This is a genomic window from Nocardia nova NBRC 15556 (assembly GCF_001613005.1).
In the GTDB taxonomy this organism is placed as follows: domain Bacteria; phylum Actinomycetota; class Actinomycetes; order Mycobacteriales; family Mycobacteriaceae; genus Nocardia; species Nocardia nova.
Genome location: NZ_BDBN01000065.1, coordinates 6,451 through 26,352 on the forward strand (window position 1 = coordinate 6,451; position 19,902 = coordinate 26,352).

General features: G+C 70.3%; 3 protein-coding genes. 1 reads left to right on the forward strand and 2 read right to left on the reverse strand.

Features of this window, described 5'->3' with window-relative positions:
* Positions 1-312 precede the first annotated feature (312 nt).
* Positions 313-18,558, reverse strand: a complete 18,246-nt coding sequence (locus NN2_RS24225) for a non-ribosomal peptide synthetase (RefSeq protein WP_063016155.1) — start codon at positions 18,556-18,558, stop codon at positions 313-315.
* A 246-nt stretch (positions 18,559-18,804) separates the two neighbouring features.
* Positions 18,805-18,999: a hypothetical protein gene (locus NN2_RS24230; protein WP_146098563.1), complete on the reverse strand. Its 195-nt coding sequence runs from the start codon at positions 18,997-18,999 to the stop codon at positions 18,805-18,807.
* Positions 19,000-19,460: 461 nt separating this feature from the next.
* Between NN2_RS24230 and NN2_RS24235 the strand changes: the two genes are divergently transcribed.
* On the forward strand, positions 19,461-19,874 hold the full coding sequence (locus tag NN2_RS24235; protein WP_036525450.1) for a Fur family transcriptional regulator: 414 nt from the start codon (positions 19,461-19,463) through the stop codon (positions 19,872-19,874).
* Positions 19,875-19,902: the final 28 nt, after the last annotated feature.

Genomic DNA, 19,902 nt, shown 5'->3' on the forward strand with positions numbered 1-19,902 from the left:
GCCGGGAATCCGGGACGCCGGGGAAGTGGCCGATAGGAGCGGGATCGACCCGATGGACGCGCCAGTAAATTTTCCGGCAAATTGGACCGGCGGCGAAAAAGTTCATCAGGAGGGATTCGGCAGATTTACGCGAGACGGCGGCGCCGAACACCGATGCCGGCGGAATGCGGGACAGCCGAGCAGCGCGGCCGTGACACGGAATGCGGATGCCGAAACATGCTGACACGCAAGGGTAAATGCAGCCGCCGGCACCCGTTCCATTGCGCCGATAATCTACATTATGTCAAGTAACGCCGGTCTGGCCCGATCCCCTCACCGATCCAGCCGGCGGTTGAGGATCTTCGCGATCTCGGCGACCACCCCGGGTTCGGTCATCGCCAGATGCTCGGCCGCGATGTCGACGTTGGAGATCTGGCCGGTGACGAACCGTGCCCAACCCTCGTGGCCCGCGGCGTCGGTGCGCCGGTCCTTCGTGGCGGTGAAATACAGCATGTCGGCATCGATGACCGGTGGCCGCCAGGCGCTCGCGGCGCGGATGGACAGGTTGTAGGCGTCGGTCATGCGTTCGATGGTCGCGGCGTCGATGGCGAAGCTGTCCCCCAGCTGCTGCCGGATCAGTTCGGCGGCCTCTTCCGCGGTCGCGTCGGCGCCGACGACGTCGATGCCCATGACCGGACCGAGATTGCTGATCAGCTCCCCTGGCGTGGCCTCGGTGACCTCCGTGGCGTCGATCCCTTCGGCCTCGGCGTCCAGCAGCGCCAGCAATGCGACTTCCTCACCGGCCGAACGCATTTCGGCGGCGACGGCGTGTGCGATCTGCCCGCCCAGCGACCAGCCGAGCAGATGGTAGGGCCCGTGCGGCTGGAGGGCGCGGATTTCCTGGAAGTAGCGGCGCGCGATCTCCTCGAACGTTTGCGGGCCCGGCACTTCCCCACCGATCTGCGGCGCCTGCAGACCGTAGATCGGGCGGTCGCCGGCGAGGTGGTCGCCGAAGGTGTAGTAGCACCACGACAGGCCCGACGCGGGATGGATGCAGAACAGCGGTGGCCGGCTGCCGCCCGTCCGGATCGGCAGCACGACGTCCAGACCGAATGCCGCCGGCCCGGATTCGTGGTGGCCGTTGCTCATTCCGGTTTCGATGCGCTTGGCCAGGTCGGCCGGATTCGGATCCGACAGCATCCACCCCAGCGGGACCGCGAAGTGGAGTTCCTTGGTGAGTTCGCTGGCGACCTGCACCGAGCGCAGCGAGTTGCCGCCGAGGGCGTAGAAGTCGTCGTCGGCGCCGACGTGGGTGAGGCCGAGGACGTGTTCGAAGGCGCGCGCGACCTCACCTTCGAGCCAGGTCGAGGGTTCGCGGAACTCCCCTACCGCGGCCACCGGTTCGGGCAGCCGGGCGCGGTCGAGTTTGCCGGAGGCGGTGAGCGGCACGGTGTCGAGCACCATGAGGGTGCTGGGCACCATGTAGTTGGGCAACTCGGCGGCGGCGTGGGCGAGGACCGCGGCGGTGTCGACGGTGGCGCCGGCGGCGGGCACCAGGTACCCGACGAGCTGGGCGGCGATCTCGCTGGAGTGGACGACGGCGATGGCGCGGGCGACGCCGGGGTGTTCGGCGAGCACGGTTTCGATTTCGCCGAGTTCGATGCGCAGTCCGCGCAGTTTGACCTGGAAGTCGGTGCGGCCCAGGTATTCCAGTTCGCCGTCGCGGCGGCGGCGCCGCACGAGGTCGCCGGTGCGGTACATGCGTCCGCCGTTGTTGTAGGGGTCGGGCACGAACCGTTCGGCGGTGAGGACGGGGCGGGCGTGGTAGCCGCGCGCGATCTGGGTGCCGGCGAGGTACAGCTCCCCCGCCACGCCGGGCGGTACCGGGTTGAGCCGGGCGTCGAGGACGTAGGCGCGCGCGTTCCAGACGGGCATGCCCATCGGCACGCTGCCCTGGTCGGTGTCGGTGACGTGGTGGGAGGTGACGTGCACGGTGAATTCGGTGGGCCCGTACAGGTTGTGCAGTTCGACGTCGGGCAGCACGCGCCGGACGGCGGCCACGGTGTCGGACCCGAATGCCTCTCCCCCGATGAGCAGTGCGCGCAGCGAGGTCAGGGTGCGGACGGGTGCGGCTTCGGCGAAGACGGCGAGCATGGACGGCACGAACGAGGTGATCGTGATCTGTTGTGCGGCAATGGTTTCGGCGAGGTAGGCGGGGTCGGTGTGGCCGTCGGAGCGGGCGATGACGAGGTGGGCGCCCACGCCCAGGGTGGCGAACAGTTCCCACACCGAGACGTCGAAGGTGGCCGGTGTCTTCTGCAGGACCACATCGTCCGCGTCGAGGCCGTATTCGTCGCTGAGCCAGCGGATCTGGTTGACTGCGGCGCCGTGCGGGACGGCGACGCCTTTGGGGCGGCCGGTGGATCCGGAGGTGAACAGCACGTAGGCGACATTGGTCGGTCGCAGTGGGGCGTGGCGGTCGTGGTCGGTGACGGGTGTGTCGTCGAATGCGGACAGGTCGATGTCGTCGAGGGTGGACAGGACGACGACGGGTGTGGCGGTGGCAAGCATGTAGTCGATGCGGTCGGCGGGCAGGTCGGGGTCGACGGGGACGTAGCCGCCGCCGGCGGCGAGCACGGCGTAGAGGGCGGTGACCTGGTCGAGCGAGCGGCGCATCCGCACGGCGACCAGCTTTTCCGGGCCGACGCCGCGGGTGATGAGCCAGCGGGCGAGCCGGTTGACGCGGGCGGAGAACTGCGCGTAGGTCAGCGACAGGTCGCCGTAGGTGACGGCGGTGCGGTCGCGGTATGCCGGTACCGCGTCGGCGAACATGGAGGTCAGTGTTTCGTCGGTGGGCAGGGTGTGGTGGGTGGTGTTCCAGCGGTCCACGACGTTGTGGCGTTCGTCGGCGTCGAGCAGGTCGACGTCGTAGACGAGGCCGGTGGGGTCGGCGACGAGGGCGCGCAGCATCCGGTCGAGGCGGGCGGCGATGCCGGTGACGGTGTCGGGGTCGAACAGGTCGCGGGCGTAGGTGATGCCGCCGGTGATGCCGGCGGGGCCGCCGTGGTCGTCGTAGCTGTCGGAGACGGTGATCTGCAGGTCGAACAGTGAGGTGTCGATGTCGGCTTCGACGGCGGAGAGGGTGAGTTCGGGCAGTTCGAATTCGGTGCCGGTGAGGTTTTGGAAGGCGAGCATCACCTGGAACAGCGGGTGGTGGGCGTGGGAGCGGGCGGGGTTGAGTTCTTGCACGAGTCGTTCGAAGGGGACGTCGGCGTGTCCGAAGGCGGCGAGGTCGGTGTCGCGGACCTGGTCGAGCAGGTCGGTGAACGTCATGTCGGTGCGCAGGTGGCTGCGCAGGACGAGGGTGTTGACGAACATGCCGACGAGTTCGTCGAGTTCGGGTTCGCCGCGTCCGGCGTAGGGGGTGCCGATGGTGATGTCGTCGGTGCCGGCGAGGCGGGCGAGGACGGCGGCGAGTGCGGCGTGGAACACCATGAACAGGGTGGTGTTGTGGGCGCGGGCGGTGTGTTGCAGCCGGGCGTGGAGTTCGGGGTCGACGGTGAGGGGGACGGTGGCGCCGGCGTAGGTTTGCACGGGCGGTCGCGGCCGGTCGGTCGGCAGGGCGAGCAGGGCGGGCACGTCGGCGAGTTGGGTTGTCCAGTAGTCGATTTGGGCGTGCAGCAGCGAGTCGGGGTCGTCGTCGCCGCCGAGGACGGTGCGTTGCCAGAGGGCGTAGTCGGCGTATTGGACGGGCAGCGGCGGCCAGGCGGGGGCGTCGCCGTCGAGTCGTGCGGTGTAGGCGAGGGTGAGGTCGCGGGCCAGTGGTGCGAGGGAGGATCCGTCGCCGGCGATGTGGTGGACGACGAGGGCGAGGATCCAGGTGTCGTCGGCGATCTCGTAGAGCCGGATGCGCAGCGGCACGGTGGTGGTGACGTCGAAGACGGTGGCCAGTAGCGCCGAGAGGGTGTGTGGGAGTTCGGTTTCGGGGATGCGGGTGATGGTGAGGGGTGGGACGGCTTCGGTGGCCGGGAGGATTTTCTGGGTGGGTTCGCCGTCGACGGCCGGGTAGATGGTGCGCAGTACTTCGTGGCGGGTGATGACGTCGCCGATGGCGGTGTGCAGGGCGTGGGTGTCGAGGCGGCCGGTGAGCCGGATGACGATGGGGATGCTGTAGGCGGGGGTGTCGGGTTCGAAGCGGTTGAGGAACCACATCCGCTGTTGTGCGTAGGACAGTGGGATGTGTTGTGGGCGTGGTTGTTCGGTGAGGGCGATGCGGCGGGTGTCGGCGTGCGATTCGGCGCGGGCGGCGAGTTTGGCGACGGTGGGCGCGTCGAAGATCATCGACACGGGGACGCGGGTGTCGAGGGCGGCGCCGATGCGGGCGGCGGCGCGGGTGGCGACGAGGCTGTTGCCGCCGAGGTCGAAGAAGTTGTCGTCGGCGCCGATGGTGGTGTCGAGGCCGAGGAGGTCGGCGAAGATGCCGGCGACGATTTCTTCGACCGGTGAGGCGGGTGCGCGGAATGTTTCGGTGTGCAGGATGGGTTCGGGTAGTGCGTTGCGGTCGAGTTTGCCGTTGGGCGACAGTGGGATCGCGTCGAGGATCATGACGGCGGCGGGCACCATGTAGGGCGGGAGCGCGTCGGCGAGTGCGGTGGTGAGTTCGGCGGCGGTGGGTGTGGCGCCTGGTGCGGGCACGACGTAGGTGACCAGCATTGCGGGGGCGTTGCCTTGCCGGTGGGCGATGGTGACGGCGAAGGCGGTGTCGGGGCGGGCGTCGAGGACGGCGTCGATTTCGCCGAGTTCGATGCGGTAGCCGCGGACTTTGACCTGGAAGTCGTTGCGTCCGACGAATTCGATGTCGCCGTGGGTGTTCCAGCGGACGAGGTCGCCGGTGCGGTACATGCGGGTGCCGGGTTCGCCGGCCGGGCAGGGTACGAATCGGGCGGCGGTGGTGGCGGGGCGGTTGAGGTAGCCGCGGGCGGGTGCGGGGCCGGCGAGGTAGAGCTCGCCGACCACGCCGGCGGGGACGGGATGCAGGCGGGTGTCGAGGATCAAGGCTTGCATGCCGGGTAGTGGGGTGCCGATGGTGGGCCGGTCCCCCGCGTGCAGGGCCCGGGTGGCGGTGGCGAGGATGGTGGTTTCGGTGGGTCCGTAGAGGATGCGGAATTCGCGGGTGCCGCGGCGGTCGGTGCCTGCCCAGCGTTTGACGAGTTCGGCGGGGACTTCTTCGCCGCCGGACAGCACCAGTTGCAGGTCGTCGAGTCCGGTGGGGTCGACGGAGGCGAGGGCGGCGGGGGTGACGAAGGCGTGGGTGACGTGCTGGGTGCGCAGCAGGTCGGCGAGGTCCTCGCCGCCGTAGGTTCCGGTGGGTGCGATGACGAGGGTGGCGGCGCCGGCGGTGGCGAACAGGATCTCCATCAGTGCGGCGTCGAAGGACGGTGAGGCGAAGTGCAGGAATCGGGAGCCGGGTTCGATGTGGTAGTCGGCGCGTTGGGTGGCGATGAGGTCGGCGATGCCGGTGTGGGTGACGGCGACGCCTTTGGGGCGTCCGGTGGATCCGGAGGTGAAGACCACGTAGGCGGTGTCGGTGGCGCGCAGGGGCCGCAGCCGGTCGTGGTCGTCGAGGGGGCTGTCGGGGCGGGTGTGCAGGTGTGCGGTGGTTTCGGGTGCGTCGAGGATGATCCAGTCGGCGGTGTCGGGTAGTGCGGGGCGTGCGGTGGTGACGGTGATGCCCAGTGCGGCAGCCGAATCGGTGATCATGTGGTCGATGCGGTGGGCCGGGTAGGCGGGGTCGACGGGGACGTAGGTGGCGCCGGTTTTCACCACGGCCCACCAGATGAGCACGGATTCGGCGGAGCGGGGCGCGGCGGCCAGGACGGGGATTTCGGGTCCGGCGCCGTGTTCGATGAGCAGCCGGGCCAGGCGGTTGGAGCGCTGGTCGAGTTCGGTGTAGGTGAGGCCGGTGTCGCCGGTGCGGACGGCGAGGCCGTCGGGGTTGCGGCGCACGGCGTCGGCGAATACGTCGGGCAGCAGTGGTGATTCGGGGGTGGGTGCGGTGCGTGGGCCGATGCTGGTGAGCAGGGCGTGGTGTTCGCGGGGGTGCAGCCAGTCGATGTCGCCGACGGGTGTGTCGGGGCTGGTGGCGACGGTGTCGAGGATCCGCAGCAGTCGCTGGACGAAGCTGGTGACGGTGTCGGGGTCGAATAGGTCGCGGGCGTACATCATCATGCCGGACAGGCCTTGGGCGGCACCGGTTTCGGTGCTGGTGTCGGAGATGACGAGCTGGAGGTCGAATTGGCTTGTGCCGGTGTCGACGTCGGCGCGGGAGACGGCGACGTCGGGCAGGGCGATGTCGATGGCGCCGGTGTTCTGGAAGGCGAGCACCACTTGGAACAGGGGGTGCGCGGCGGTGGTGCGGTGCGGGTTGAGTTCTTCGACGATGCGTTCGAAGGGGACGTCGGCGTGGTCGAGGGCGTGCAGGTCGGTGTCGCGGGTGCGGGCCAACAGTTGGGTGAACGGTTCGCTGCGGTCGATGGGTGTGCGCAGGGCGAGGGTGTTGACGAACATGCCGACGAGGTCGTCGAGGCCGGGTTCGCCGCGGCCGGCGACGGGGGTGCCGATGACGATGTCGTCGGTGTCGGCGAGCCGCCCGAGCAGCACCGCGAGTGCGGCGTGGACGACCATGAACAGGGAGGTGCCGTGGTCGCGGGCCACTGTCTGCAGTTGCCGGTGCAGGGGTGCGGGGATGTCGAGGGGGACGCGGCCGCCGGTGAGGGTGGCGACGGTGGGGCGGGGCCGGTCGGTGGGCAGGTCGAGCAGGTCGGGTACCCGGTCGAGGGTGGTGCGCCAGTAATCGAGCTGGGTGGACATCAGCGAGGTGGGGTCGTCGGCGGCGCCGAGGATGCGGCGTTGCCACAGCGCGAAATCGGCGTACTGCACCGGCAGGGGCTGCCACTGCGGGGGTTGTCCGGTGTGGCGGGCGGCGTAGGCGGTCATGACGTCGCGGGCCAGCGGGCCCATGGATTGTCCGTCGCCGGCGATGTGGTGCACGACCAGGACGAGCATGTACTGACCGGTGTCGTCGGTGTCGGTGGTGATGTCGAACAGGGCGACGCGGATCGGTACCTGGGTGGCGACGTCGAAGCCGCGGCGCACGAATTCGGTGAGCAGATGTGGGAGGGTGTCGCGGGCGGGGTGGCCGGTTTCGAGGGCGATCGGTGCCCGGCCGAGGATGAGCTGGCGTGGTTCGCCGTCGGTTTCGGGGTAGATGGTGCGCAGTACTTCGTGGCGGGCGATGACGTCGTCGAGGGCGGCGCTCAGTGCGGTGGTGTCGAGGCGCCCGGACAGGTGCAGCATGACGGGGATGTTGTAGGCGGCCGATTCGGGTTCGAACCGGTTGAGGAACCACATGCGTTGCTGGGCCAGCGACAGCGGCAGCGGTTCGGGGCGCTCCCCTGCGGTGAGTGGGAGGCGGGCGGTGCCGTGCAGGGTGCGGGCGCGGCGGGCGAGGGCGGCGACGGTGGGTTCTTCGAAGATGGTGCGCACGGGGATGCGCACGTCGAGGGCGGCGCCGATGCGGGCGGCGACGAGGGCGGCGCTGAGCGAGTCGCCGCCGAGGGCGAAGAAGTCGTCGTCGGCGCCGACGTGTTCGGCGTCGAGGACCTGTTCGTAGGCGCGGGCGACGACGTCTTCCTGCCAGGTGGTGGGTGCGCGGAAGGCGCGGGCGGTGGCGGGTGGCCGGGGTAGTCGGTCGCGGTCGAGTTTGCCGGTCGGGGTGAGCGGCACCTCGTCGAGGATCATGACGGCGGCGGGCACCATGTAGGGCGGAAGTGCCTGGGCGAGTGCGGTTTTCAGGTCGGTGTCGGAGAGGGTGGCGCCGGCGGCGGGGGTCACGTAGGACACGAGGGTGGTGGGGCGGCCGTCGTCGGTGCGTGGGACGGTGACGGCGAAGGCGACGCCGGGGTGGGCGGCGAGGGCGGCGTCGATTTCGGCGAGTTCGATGCGGTTGCCGCGGACTTTGACCTGGAAGTCGTTGCGTCCCACGAATTCCAGGTCGCCGCCGGTGGTGCGGCGCACGATGTCGCCGGTGCGGTACATGCGGGTGCCGGGTGCGCCGAACGGGCAGGCGACGAATCGGGTCGCGGTCAGTGCGGTGCGGTCCTTGTAGCCGTCGGCGAGTCCGGGGCCGAGCAGGTACAGCTCTCCCGCGACGCCGTGCGGGACGGGCCGCAGCCAGGTGTCGAGGACGGTGGTGGTGACGGGGCCGGCGGGGGCGCCGATGGTGATCGGTGCGCCCGGGGTCAGCGGTGCGCTCGCGGTGGCCCAGATGGTGGATTCGGTGGGTCCGTAGAGGTTGACCATGGTGCGTCCGGGTGCCCACCGGTCGACCAGTTCGGGGCCGACGGGTTCGCCGGCGGTGGCCAGTACCCGCAGGGTGTCGACGTGGTCGCCGGGGATGGTCGCCAGCGCCGACGGTGTCAGCACGGCGTGCGAGATGTGTTCGCGCTGAATCAGTTTCGCCAGTTCGGGCCCGCCGTACACGTCGGGTGGGGAGACGACGAGCCGGCCGCCCGCGCCGTGGGCCATGAGCAGTTCGAAGATCGAGGCGTCGAAGCTGGGTGAGGCGACCTGCAGCACCGCGGAGTCGGCGGTGACGCCGAGGATGCGCTGCTGGGCGGCGACGAGGTCGGTGAGGCCGCGGTGGGTGACCAGCACGCCTTTGGGTGTTCCGGTGGATCCGGAGGTGTAGATGAGGTAGGCGGTGCGGTCGGGGGTGAGTGTCGCGCCGCGTTCGGTGTCGGTGATCGGTGCGGCGGATTCGGTGTCGAGGGCGTGGACGGTGTCGGGGTCGTCGAGGACGAGCCGGTCGATGTGCCGGTGCGGGTGGATCGTGCCGGTGTCGGCGTTGCCGGTGTGGGTGATGCCGAGGGTGGCGCCGGAGTCGTCGAGCAGGAAGGCGATGCGGTCGGCGGGCAGGCGGGGGTCGATGGGCACGAACGCGGCGCCGGTTTTCGCGGCTGCCCACACAGTGACGACGGCGTCGAGGGAGCGTGGCAGGGCGCTGGCGAGCACGGTGTGCGGGGTGAGGCCGCGGTGCAGCAGCAGCCGGGCCAGCCGGTTGGATCGCTGGTCGAGGTCGCGGTAGGTGAGGGTGTCGGTGCCGCAGGTGGCGGCGACGGCGTCGAGGTGGGTGGCGGCGGTGGCGGTGAGGATGTCGTCGAAGGTTCGCGGCCGGCGGTGCGCGCGGGCCGGGTGGACGGGTTCGGTGTCGTCGGCGGCGGTGAGCCGTGCCAGCGGGGTGGCCGGGTCGTCGGCGATGTGGTGCAGGAGTGCGACGAACCGGTCGAGGATCCACTGTGCGCGGTGGGTGTCGAATTCGTCGTCGAGGTAGCGCAGGGTGATGCGCAGTCCCGGTGCCGTGGCCGGGTCGGTGTGGGTGGTGTCGGTGTGTGCGGTGTCGTCGGATTCGGGGGCGACGACGAGGCTGAGCGGGTAGGGGGTGGCGTCGACGCCGGTGATGTCGTCGATGTGCAGGCCCGCGGCGTCGACGAGGTGCTGCAGGGCGGGCCGGTCGACGGGGAAGGACTGGAAGGCGACGGCGGTGTCGAACAGGGCTGTCATTCCGAGGGCGCGGTGGATGTCTGCCAGTCCGATGTGGTGGTGGTCGAGCATGCGGGCCTGGTGTTGCTGGATGCGGGTCAGCAGCTGCTCGACGGTGTGGGTGGGGTCGAGGGGGACGCGCACGGGGACGGTGTTGAGGAACATGCCGAGGGTGCGGTCGACCTGCGGGAGTTCGGGGGGCCGGCCGGAGACGGCTGATCCGAAGATCACGTCGGTGTCGCCGGTCAGTTCGCGCAGGGTCAGCGCCCATGCCGCGGCGACGGCGGTGTTGACGGTGACGGCCGCGTCGGCGGCGACGCGGCGCAGGTCCGCGGCCCGGTGGGCGGGTAGCAGGGTGTCGATTTCGCCGGCGGAGGTGTCGCGGTGGGCGGCGTCGGCGCGGGCAACGCGGGTGGGTGATTCGACGTCGGCGTATTCGTCGGTCCAGGCGGCGGTGGAGGCGGCGAGGTCTTGGCGGTGCAGCCAGGCTAGGTAGTCGCGGTAGCTGGGTGCGGGTTCGGCGGTGTCGATGTGGGCGGGGGTGCTGTAGTCGGCGAGCAGTTCGCTCATCAGCAGCGGCATGGACCAGCCGTCGAGGATCACGTGGTGGTTGGTGACGAGCAGCCGGTAGCGGTCGGGGCGCACGGTGATCAGGGTGAATCGGATCAGCGGCGGCGCCGACAGGTCGAACCCTTCGGCGGCGTCGTCGGCGGCGACCTGATCGAGGCCGGCGTTGTCGGCGCCGGAGGTGAGGTCGATGTGCCGGAAGCGGACGGGGGCGTGGCCGAGCACGATCTGGCAGGGTCCGGCGCTGGTGTCGGTGAAGGCGGCGCGCAGGATGTCGTGGCGGTCGACGAGGGCTTGGGCGGCGCGGCGCAGGCGTCCGGCGTCGACGGTGCCGGTGAAGCCGATCGCGGTTTGCACGGTGTAGTTGTCGCCGGCGCCGGGGTTGTAGGTGGAGTGGAATCGGATTCCGGCCTGCATCGGCGACAGCGGCCACACGTCGGCCAGGTCCGGGTAGCGGTGGTCGAGCCGTTCGACGTCGGCGGCAGTCAGCTCGACCAGCGGGAAGTCCGATGGGCGCGGGGGGCGGCCTTCGGCGCGGTGGGCCGGTTCCCGGGTCGGCGACGGGTCGGCGGCGACGGTGCCGCCGACCAGTTCCGCCAGTGCGGCAACGGTTTTGGCTTCGAAGACGTCGCGCGGGGTGAGGGTGAGCCCGGCCGAGCGGGCCAATGCCACCAGCCGCATGGATACGATGCTGTCGCCGCCGAGGGTGAAGAAGTTGCTGTCGGCGTACACGGTGTCCAGGTGCAGGACTTCGGCGAACAGTTTCGCCATGAGCTGTTCGTCGGCGGTGGCCGGCGCCCGTCCGGCGGTCTCCTCGGATCGGAAGTCCAGTTCGCGCAACGCTTTCCGGTCGATCTTGCCGACCGGGGTGCGGGGCATGTCCGCCAGTTCCACGATGGCGGCGGGGTTCATGTAGTGGGCCAGTTCGCGTTCCAGGTCGGTGTGCAGCGCGGCCGGGTCGAGGGTGGCCCCCGGTGCGGCGACGACGTAGGACACCAGCACGGGTTCGCCGGCGGGTCCGGGGCGGTCGACGGTGGCGGCGACGGCCACGGTGTCGTGGCGGGCCAGGCGGGCGTCGATCTCCCCCGGTTCGATGCGCAGGCCGTGGATTTTGACCTGCTGGTCGCTGCGGCCCAGGTATTCCAGTTGCGGTCCGCGGGAGGTGTGCAGCCAGCGCACGCTGTCACCGGTGCGGTAGATCCGTTCTCCGCGAGCCGATTCCGGGTCGGCGACGAAGCGGGCCGCGGTGGTGGCGGGTCGGTCGAGGTAGCCGCGGGCCAGGGCGGGGCCGCGCACATACAGTTCGCCGGCGACGCCGGCGGGGACCGGCCGCAGCCACATGTCGCGCACGGTCACCGACAGTCCGGGGATCGGGGTGCCGATGGTGACGGGTTGCCCGGGTGTGAGGGCGTCGGATCCGGTGGCCCACACGGTGCATTCGGTGGGCCCGTAGTGGTTCATCAGCCGCCGCCCGGGCGCCCAGCGGGTGACGAGGTCGGCAGCGGTGGCCTCCCCGACGACCGCGATCGTCGTCAGTGCGGGCAGCTGCGTGGGGTTCATCGTGTTGAGCACCGACGGGGTGATGATGGCATGGGTCACCCGTTGGGCGCGCAGCAGTTCCTCGAGTGCGGCGCCGCCGTAGACGTCGGGCGGTGCGATCACCAGGCAGGCGCCGTGGCCGTGGGCGAGCAGCAGTTCCGACAGGCAGGCGTCGAATCCCGGTGAGGCGACCTGCAAGACGGCCGAGGTGGTGTTCACGCCGAACGCGTCGGCGTGGGCGGCGGCCAGGCCGGCGAGGCCGCGGTGGGTCAGGTGCACGGCTTTGGGGGTTCCGGTCGATCCGGAGGTGTAGATCAGGTAGGCGGCGTGGTCGAGCCGCAGCTCGTCGGGCGCGGCGGTGGTGTCGGGTTCGGCGGGCAGGTCGGTGTCGGCGAGGGTCCAGTCGACGGTGGCGGGAAGCCCCTGTGTGAGGGCGCGGGTGGCGACGCCGAGGGCGGTGCCCGAATCGGCGAGCAGTTCGGCGAGGCGTTCGCCGGGGTTGGCCGGATCCAGTGGCAGGAACGCCGCGCCGGTTTCGGCGACCGCCCAGATCGCGACGGCCAGCTCGATCGAACGCGGAACGACCACGGCGACAACGGTTTCCGGGCGTGCGCCGCGGGTGAGTAGCCGTTGCGCGAGCCGGTGCGCCCGCGCGGCGAGTGCCCGATAGGTGAGCGTGGTGGTTCCCGACCGCACGGCCACCGCGTCCGGGTGGGTGCGGGCGGTGTCGGTGAGGATGTCGCGCAGGGTGCGTCCGGCCGGTGCACTGCGTGGTGCCGGAATCAGTTCGGCGAGTTCGGCATTCGCGCAGGGGCTGATGGCGGCGACGGTGGCGGTGGGGTCGGCGGCGATCTGGTCGAGGATCCGTTCGTAGCGGTCGAGCAGGATGCGGGCGGTGTCGATGTCGAGCCGGTCGCAGGAGAAGCGCAACATCACGGTGTGGGTGGCGGAGGTGGCCGAATCCGGGTCGCCGGCGCGGCCGGGCCGCGGCGGGGTCACCTGCAGGCTCAGCGGATACGGGGTGGCGTCGTGGGCGTCGACGTCGACGAGCCGCAGTCCGGCCTCGCGCAGATTGTGGGTCAGCTGTTCGCGGTCGAGCGGATAGGACTCGAGCACGGTCACCGTGTCGAACATGTCGGCGAATCCGGTGGCGCGTTGCAGTTCGGCCAGCCCGAGATGGCGGTGATCGAGGGTGGCGGCCTGTTCGGACTGCACCCGGGCCAGCAGGTCGGCGACGGTTTCGGCGGGTTCGAGCCGGACCCGCACGGGCAGGGTGTTGATGAACAGCCCCACCATGCGTTCGACTCCCGGCAGCTGGGGTGGGCGGTCGGAGACGGTGTTGCCGAACACGATGTCGGAGCGGCCGGTCAAGGTGGTCAGCAGCAGCGCCCATGCCACCTGCACGGTGGTGTTGGCGGTGACACCGTAGGCGCGCGACAGGTCGGTGATCGCGGCGGTCGTCTCGGCGGAGAGGTTGCGGCTGACTTCGGCGTTGTCGGCGGGCACGGTCCGGTCCGGGCGCCCGGTCACCAGGGTCGGGCTTTCGATGCCGGCGAGCACACTCTGCCAGGCGGTGATCGCGGCGTCGCGGTCCTGGCTGTGCAGCCAGTGCAGGTAGTCGCGGTAGGTGCCGGCCGGTGCCAGTGCGGCCGGATCGCCGTCCGCGGCGTACACCGTGAGCAGTTCGTGGATCAGCAGCGGCATCGACCAGCCGTCGAGCACGATGTGATGGTTGGTGAGCAGCAGTTCGAATTCGGTTGCGCCGGTGCGGATCAGGTGGAAACGCAGCAGCGGCGGCCGGGCCGGATCGAAGGGGGCCGACGCGGCGTCGATGATGCGGCGTCGTTCGCGGTCGCGTTCCCCGGCGTCGGCGATTTCGGTGAGGTCGCTGTCGTGCCAGTCGGCGCGCACGCCGCTCATCACGATCTGGCGGGGCCCGGCAGCGCTTTCGACGAATGCGGTGCGCAGGCTGTCGTGCCGGTCGATCACCGCTTGTGCCGCGGCCCGCATGCGGGCGGTGTCGACGTTCCCGGCGAGGGTCAGTGTCGCCTGCACGGTGTAGCCGTCGACGCGGTCGGTGTCGTAGACGGCGTGGAACAGCAGACCGGACTGCAGTGCGGTCAGCGGCCACACGTCGGTCATGGTCGGATATTCCAGCTGCCAGCGGTCGATCTCGTCCTGGGTGAGGTCCACGAGCGGGAAATCCGACGGGGTGAAGCCGCCGGCGGTTTCGCCGCGGGCGTGGTCGGCGAGCCCGCGCAGCGCCCGCACCCACAGTCCGGCCAGTTCCTCCACGTCCGCGCTGTTCAGCACGTCGGTGGCGAATTCCCAGGTGGCGTCGAGTTCGAGGCCGTCGGGTCCCGGTTCGGCGATCGCGTTGACATCCAGGACGGCGGGCAGCGCCATCGCCGGGTCGCCGGTCGCGGTGAGGGAGGTGAATTCCGTGGTCGGTGTCCACGGCCCGGACTGTTCGTGGACGCCGACGCGACCGAGGTAGTTGAACGCGATCTGCGGTTCGGGCGCGCCGGCCAGTTCGGCGCCGGCCTCGGCGTCGAGGCAGTGCAGCATCCCGTAGCCGATGCCGTTGCCGGGGATCGCGCGCAACTGTTCCTTGGCTGCCACGATCGCCGTGCCCGCGGCGGGGCCGCCGGCGAACGCGTCGTCGGCGTCGACGCCGCGCAGGTCCAGGCGCACCGGGAAGCGGGTGGTGAACCAGCCGACGGTGGCGCTGAGGTCGGCGCCCGGTACGGCGTGTTCCTCGCGGCCGTGTCCCTCGAGGGAGATCAGTTCGGTGTCCGGGTCGACGCCGCGGCGGCGACGCCACTCCCCCAGTGCGAGCGCCAGCGCCGCCAGCAGCGGGTCGTTGGGTGTGCCGTGGAAGCGGGCGGGGACGGTGGTGAGGATCGCTTCGGACACGTCGGCGGGTACGTGCACCTCGACGCGGCCCGCGGTGGCCGCGGTGTCGTGTGCGGGATCGAGAGGTCGTGTACCGAGCAGCTTCTCCCCCGGCGCGAGGACGGTCTTCCACAGCTCCAGTTCGCCGGCGCGGCGGCCGGCGGCGTGCTCGGTGAGTCCGTGGCTCCAGCGCCGCACCGAGGTGGTTGCGGCGCTGAAGGCGGGTTCGGCGCCGGCGCTGATCTGCTGCCATGCCCCGGCGAGGTCGGTGAGCAGGATGCGCCACGACACCGCGTCGACGGCGAGGTGGTGGATCACCACCCACATCAGGTCGGGCCCGGTGGTGTCGTCGCTCATCCGCACCAGCTGCACCAGCACACCGTCGGCGGGATCGAGCCGGTCGGCGGCCGCCTGCAACCGGGCGTCGATCTCGGTGGCGTCGCGGCGCGGCAGCCGCACCGATTCGTAGGCGGCCGCGGCGTCGACCGTGCCGGGGGCGGCCACGTCGATGTACCGGTCGGCGGAGTGGGCGCCGCGCAACACCGCGCGCAACATGTCGTGGCGGTCCAGCACCGCCGCCAGCGCGGCCACCAGGTCGGCGTCGTCGACGTGTGGCGGCAGTTCGACGAGGGTGGCCTGCGCGAAGCGGTCGAAGCGGTCGCGCGCGAGCATCGCGTACATGATCGGGGTCAGCGGCATCGGCCCGATCGCGCCGCCGGGCAGTTCGGGCAGCTGCGGGCCGCCGCCGGCGTCGGTGGCGACCGCGGCCAGAGCGGCGACGGTCTTGTGTTCGAACACGTCCTGGGTGGAGAAACTCAGCCCCTCCGCCTTGGCGCGCGCCACGAGTTGAATGGACAGGATGCTGTCGCCGCCGAGGGCGAAGAAGCTGTCGTCGGCGCCGACCGTGGCCACATCGAGGATTTCGCCGAACAGTTGCGCCACCCGCTGTTCCCGCGGGGTGGACGGCGCCCGCCCCGCGGCCGCGGTACCGAAGGCGGGTGCGGGCAGGGCGGCGCGGTCGAGTTTGCCGAACGCGTTGACCGGCAGGGCGTCCAACGCCATGATGACCGCGGGCACCAGATGCGGCGGCAGCGTGTCGCGGGCGAAGCGTTGCAGGTCCAGCGGGTCGATGTGGCGTCCGCGCACCGGCACCACATAGGAGGCCAGCACGGTGGCGTCGGCGTTGTTGCGCACCGGCACGGTGACGGAGATGTCGACATCGTCGTGGGCGGTGAGCGCGGCGTCGATTTCGCCGGGTTCGATGCGGTAGCCGCGGATCTTGACCTGAAAGTCGGTGCGCCCCAGCAATTCCAGCTCGGGGACGGGTCCGTCGCCGACCCAGCGGGCCATATCGCCGGTGCGGTACATGCGCGCTCCGGGCCCGCCGTGCGGGTCGGCGACGAAGCGGGCCGCGGTTTCGGCGAACCGGTGGCTGTAGCCGCGCGCCACCCCCGGCCCGGCCAGATACAGCTCACCCGGGGTGCCGGTCGGCACCGCTTGCAGGCAGCGGTCGAGCACCATCGCCGAGACCCCGCGGATCGGGCCGCCGACGGTCAGGTCCCCGCCCGGGGTGACCGCGGCGCTGGCGGCGGTGACGGTGGTTTCGGTGGGCCCGTACTCGTTGAACATCGCCGCCGAGCGCGTCCACCGTTCGATCACGTGCGGCGGGCACACGTCACCGCCGACCACGACCACCCGCAGCTCACTCAGGCGCCGCGGATCCACCGTCGCCAGCATCGCCGGGGTGAGGGTGAGGTGGGTGACGTGCTGGGCGGCCAGCAGGTCGGTCAGTTCGTCGCCGCCGATCACCTCGGGCGGGACGACCAGCAGGGTCGCGCCGTTGGCGAAGCACACCAGGAACTGCTCGAGTGAGGCGTCGAAACTGGGCGAGAGCGCATACGACACCCGCGCGGTGGCGTCCACACCGCAGACCTCGCTGCGGTCGGCGATGAGGTTGGCCAGCCCCGCATGGGTCACCTGCACCCCTTTCGGGATGCCGGTGGATCCGGAGGTGTAGGTGATGTAGGCGAGGTCGTCGGGGCGCAGCGGGCGCAGGCGTTCGCTGTCGCCGATCGGGGCGCCGGTGGTGTCGCGGCAGGCGGCCGCGGTGTCCGGATCGTCGAGCACCACCGGCGTGACCGTGTGCGGCAGCCGTCCCCGGTAGGCGTCGACGGTGATGCCGGCCCGGGCGCCGCTGTCGGCGATCATGTGCTCGATGCGTTTGGCCGGATAGTCGGGATCGACCTGCACGATCGCGGCGCCGGATTTGGCGACCGCCCAGGCGGCGACGATCGATTCGACCGAGCGGCGCAGCATGATCGCGACGGTGGTGTCGGGGCCGCAGCCGCGTGTGATCAGTTGGCGGGCCAGCTGTGAGGAGCGGGCGTCGAGTTCACCGTAGGTCACGGTGGCGCCGGGTGTGGAGATCGCGTCGGAGGCGGGGTGGCGCCCGGCGCTGTCGGCCAGGATGTCGGGCAGCAGCCGGGGCGCGACCGCGTCGTCGCCGCGCACGGGCAGCAGCCGCTGCTGTTCGGACGGTGCGAGCAGCGGCAGCCGGTCGATGCGGTATTGCGTTCCGCGGTCGAGGAATTCGTGCAGGAACATCAGGAAGCGGCCGTGGTGGGCGGCGAGTTCGTCGGGCCGGTAGATGTTCGGATTGCCCTGGAAGTCGATGTGGGTGCTGTCGCGGCCGGCGCCGGGATAGATGTTGACGAACAGGTCGGCGGTGGGCCCGGAGGTGAGCACGTGCAACCGGCCGGTGGTGTCGCCGAGGACCACGTCGTTGTCGATCATCATCAAATTCACGGCGGGACCGAAGGAGGCGGTCTCGTCGCGGGCGATGCCCATATCGCGGAAGATGTCTTCCTGCCGGTAGCGCTGGCGGCGCAGCGCGCTGGTCAGCTCGCCCTGCACCGCGTCGATCAGTTCACCGACGCTGCGGGAGCCGACCCGCACGCGCAGCGGCACCACGTTGGCGACCATGCCGCCGGAGCGGCGCAGTATCGCGGAGTGGCGGCCCGACACCGGAAGGCTCAGCAGCACCTCGGTGCTTCCGGTCATGCGGGCCAGGTAGGCGGCGAAGGCGGCGACGACGATCGGGGTGACGCTGGTGCTGCGTTCGGCGACCACGGCATCCAGCAGTGCGGCGGTCTCGGGTGCGAGCGCTTCGCTGACCAGTGCCGGGTGGATGGTGGGTTTGCCGACACGTCCGGCCAGGCTGACCACGGGCGGTGCGTCCGCCAGATGTTCGGTCCAGTATTTGCGGTCGTTGTCGAATCGCGTCGACCCGCGATAGGCCAGGTCCTGTTCGGTGATCTCGGCCAGGTCCTTCGCCGCGGCCGGGGAGGGTTCGGTACCGCGCAGCCACGCGTTGTACAGCTCGGTGATGCGCTGCAGCATCGTCACCGCGGCGAATCCGTCGAGAGCGATGTGGTGGGCGCGCTGGTACCACAGGTAGTGGTTGTCGCCGACCTGGTATATGACGCACACCATGAGGTGGTCGTGCAGCAGATCGAGCGGTGCGGCGTAGTCCTCGGTCATCAGCCGGTGCGCGGTGGCCACCGGGTCGGTGTGACGGCGCAGATCCACCACCGAGATCGGGCCGCCGCGGAAGTGGTCGACGAACTGGCAGGGTTCGCCGTCGACCTCGATCAGATGCAGATGTCCGGACCCGAATTCGAGGCTCGCGGTGCGGCAGGCCTCCATGAGCAGATCGGTATCCAATTCCCCGATGATTTCCACGTATTGCGCCACCGAAATCGGGGATTCGCCCGCGAGGTGCTGGGCGAACCATATTCCGCGCTGCGCCGCGGTGAGCTTGAATACGCCGTCCGGCGCCGGGCGCGGGAATCCGTGCCCCGAAGTGCGTGCGCGTGTTCCGTTGCCTGGTGCCTGGTGACCGCCGAGTGGCGCCGGGCCGATCCGCGGTGACTTCGGTGCCTGTGAATCGCCGCCGAAGTTGCTTTTGAATTGGGTCACCGGTCCTCCATCGGATCTCTTTACTTCGACGCAGTGACACGACGCCGGACCGTTTCCTCGAAACGACGTCGGTCGTATTGCGTGAAGCACGTCGAAATGTGCGCCGCGATTTCTCGAGCGCGACGAACAGCGCCCTCGTCGCCCTGGGCGGATATTCGTCTGGTGGTGCGGCCGGCGGGCGCGAAGGCGGTGGTCACGACGCCCCGACACGTCGCGGCGACCGCCCGCGTGGGCCGTCGACCCAGGTCAGTCCGCGTGTTTGCAGCGGAGCCGGTGATCGCGCGACCGCCGGTCCGCGGATTCGACGCCGCCCCGGGGTTCGGAGCCGTCACCGTCGCCGTGCCCGCCGCCGCACATCGCGTCGTGCGGGGCGGCGCGGCCCGTATCCGGGCCTGGCGGGGCGGGCGGGTTACCCACATCGTTGGAATTCATCGCGTTCACCGGATCACCTTCTGGCACGTGAAGCACCTCACGGCAGTGTGTCGTAGGTAGATTCGGTGGGCGGGCGCGCCCGGATAAAAAGTAATTTTTTGATAACTACGCAGTTTCCTCGGTACCAGATAGCCGGACTTTCGCCCGCTCGAGCGCAGGAAGAACGAGACACTTCCGGTTGCCGCCCGCGGTTTTCGTGACGGTCGTTATGAAATCGAGCCCCGAGAAGGTCTGAATTTCGGTGTGGTCACCGGCATCAGAAACCACAGAAATCACAACAATCACAAAACTCGAGGCACCACACGGATGTGACCGCCGGCCGCACCGGTGCGGCCGCGCGAGCGCGGGGGCGACCCTCGGACGGCGGCCGGATCCGAAGTGTTCGGAAATTTGGTTCTCAAAACCGCACCTACCGGTTACTTGAATGAGTCATACTTCGGACCGTGTCCACTACGGCGGATTTCGAGCGCATGCTGCGCCGGGCCGCGCTGCGGGTGACGGCCCCGCGGATCGCGGTGCTGACCGCTGTGGCCGACCACCCGCACTCCGACACCGACACCATCCTCGGCCTCGTCCGCGGCACCCTGGGCACGGTCTCCCATCAGGCCGTCTACGACGTGCTGCGGGCGCTGACCGAGGCGGGTCTGCTGCGCCGGATCCAGCCGATGGGCTCGGTCGCCCGCTACGAGACCCGCGTCGGCGACAATCACCACCATCTGGTGTGCCGCTCCTGCGGCGTCATCGCCGATGTCGACTGTTCGGTCGGCGACGCACCGTGTCTGACCGCCGCCGACGACAACGGCTTCGTCCTCGACGAGGCCGAGGTCATCTACTGGGGCCTGTGCCCCTCCTGTTCCCTGCCGACTGCTCGATCGACCCCGTGATCACAGCCCGTTTCACTCACTCGGAAAG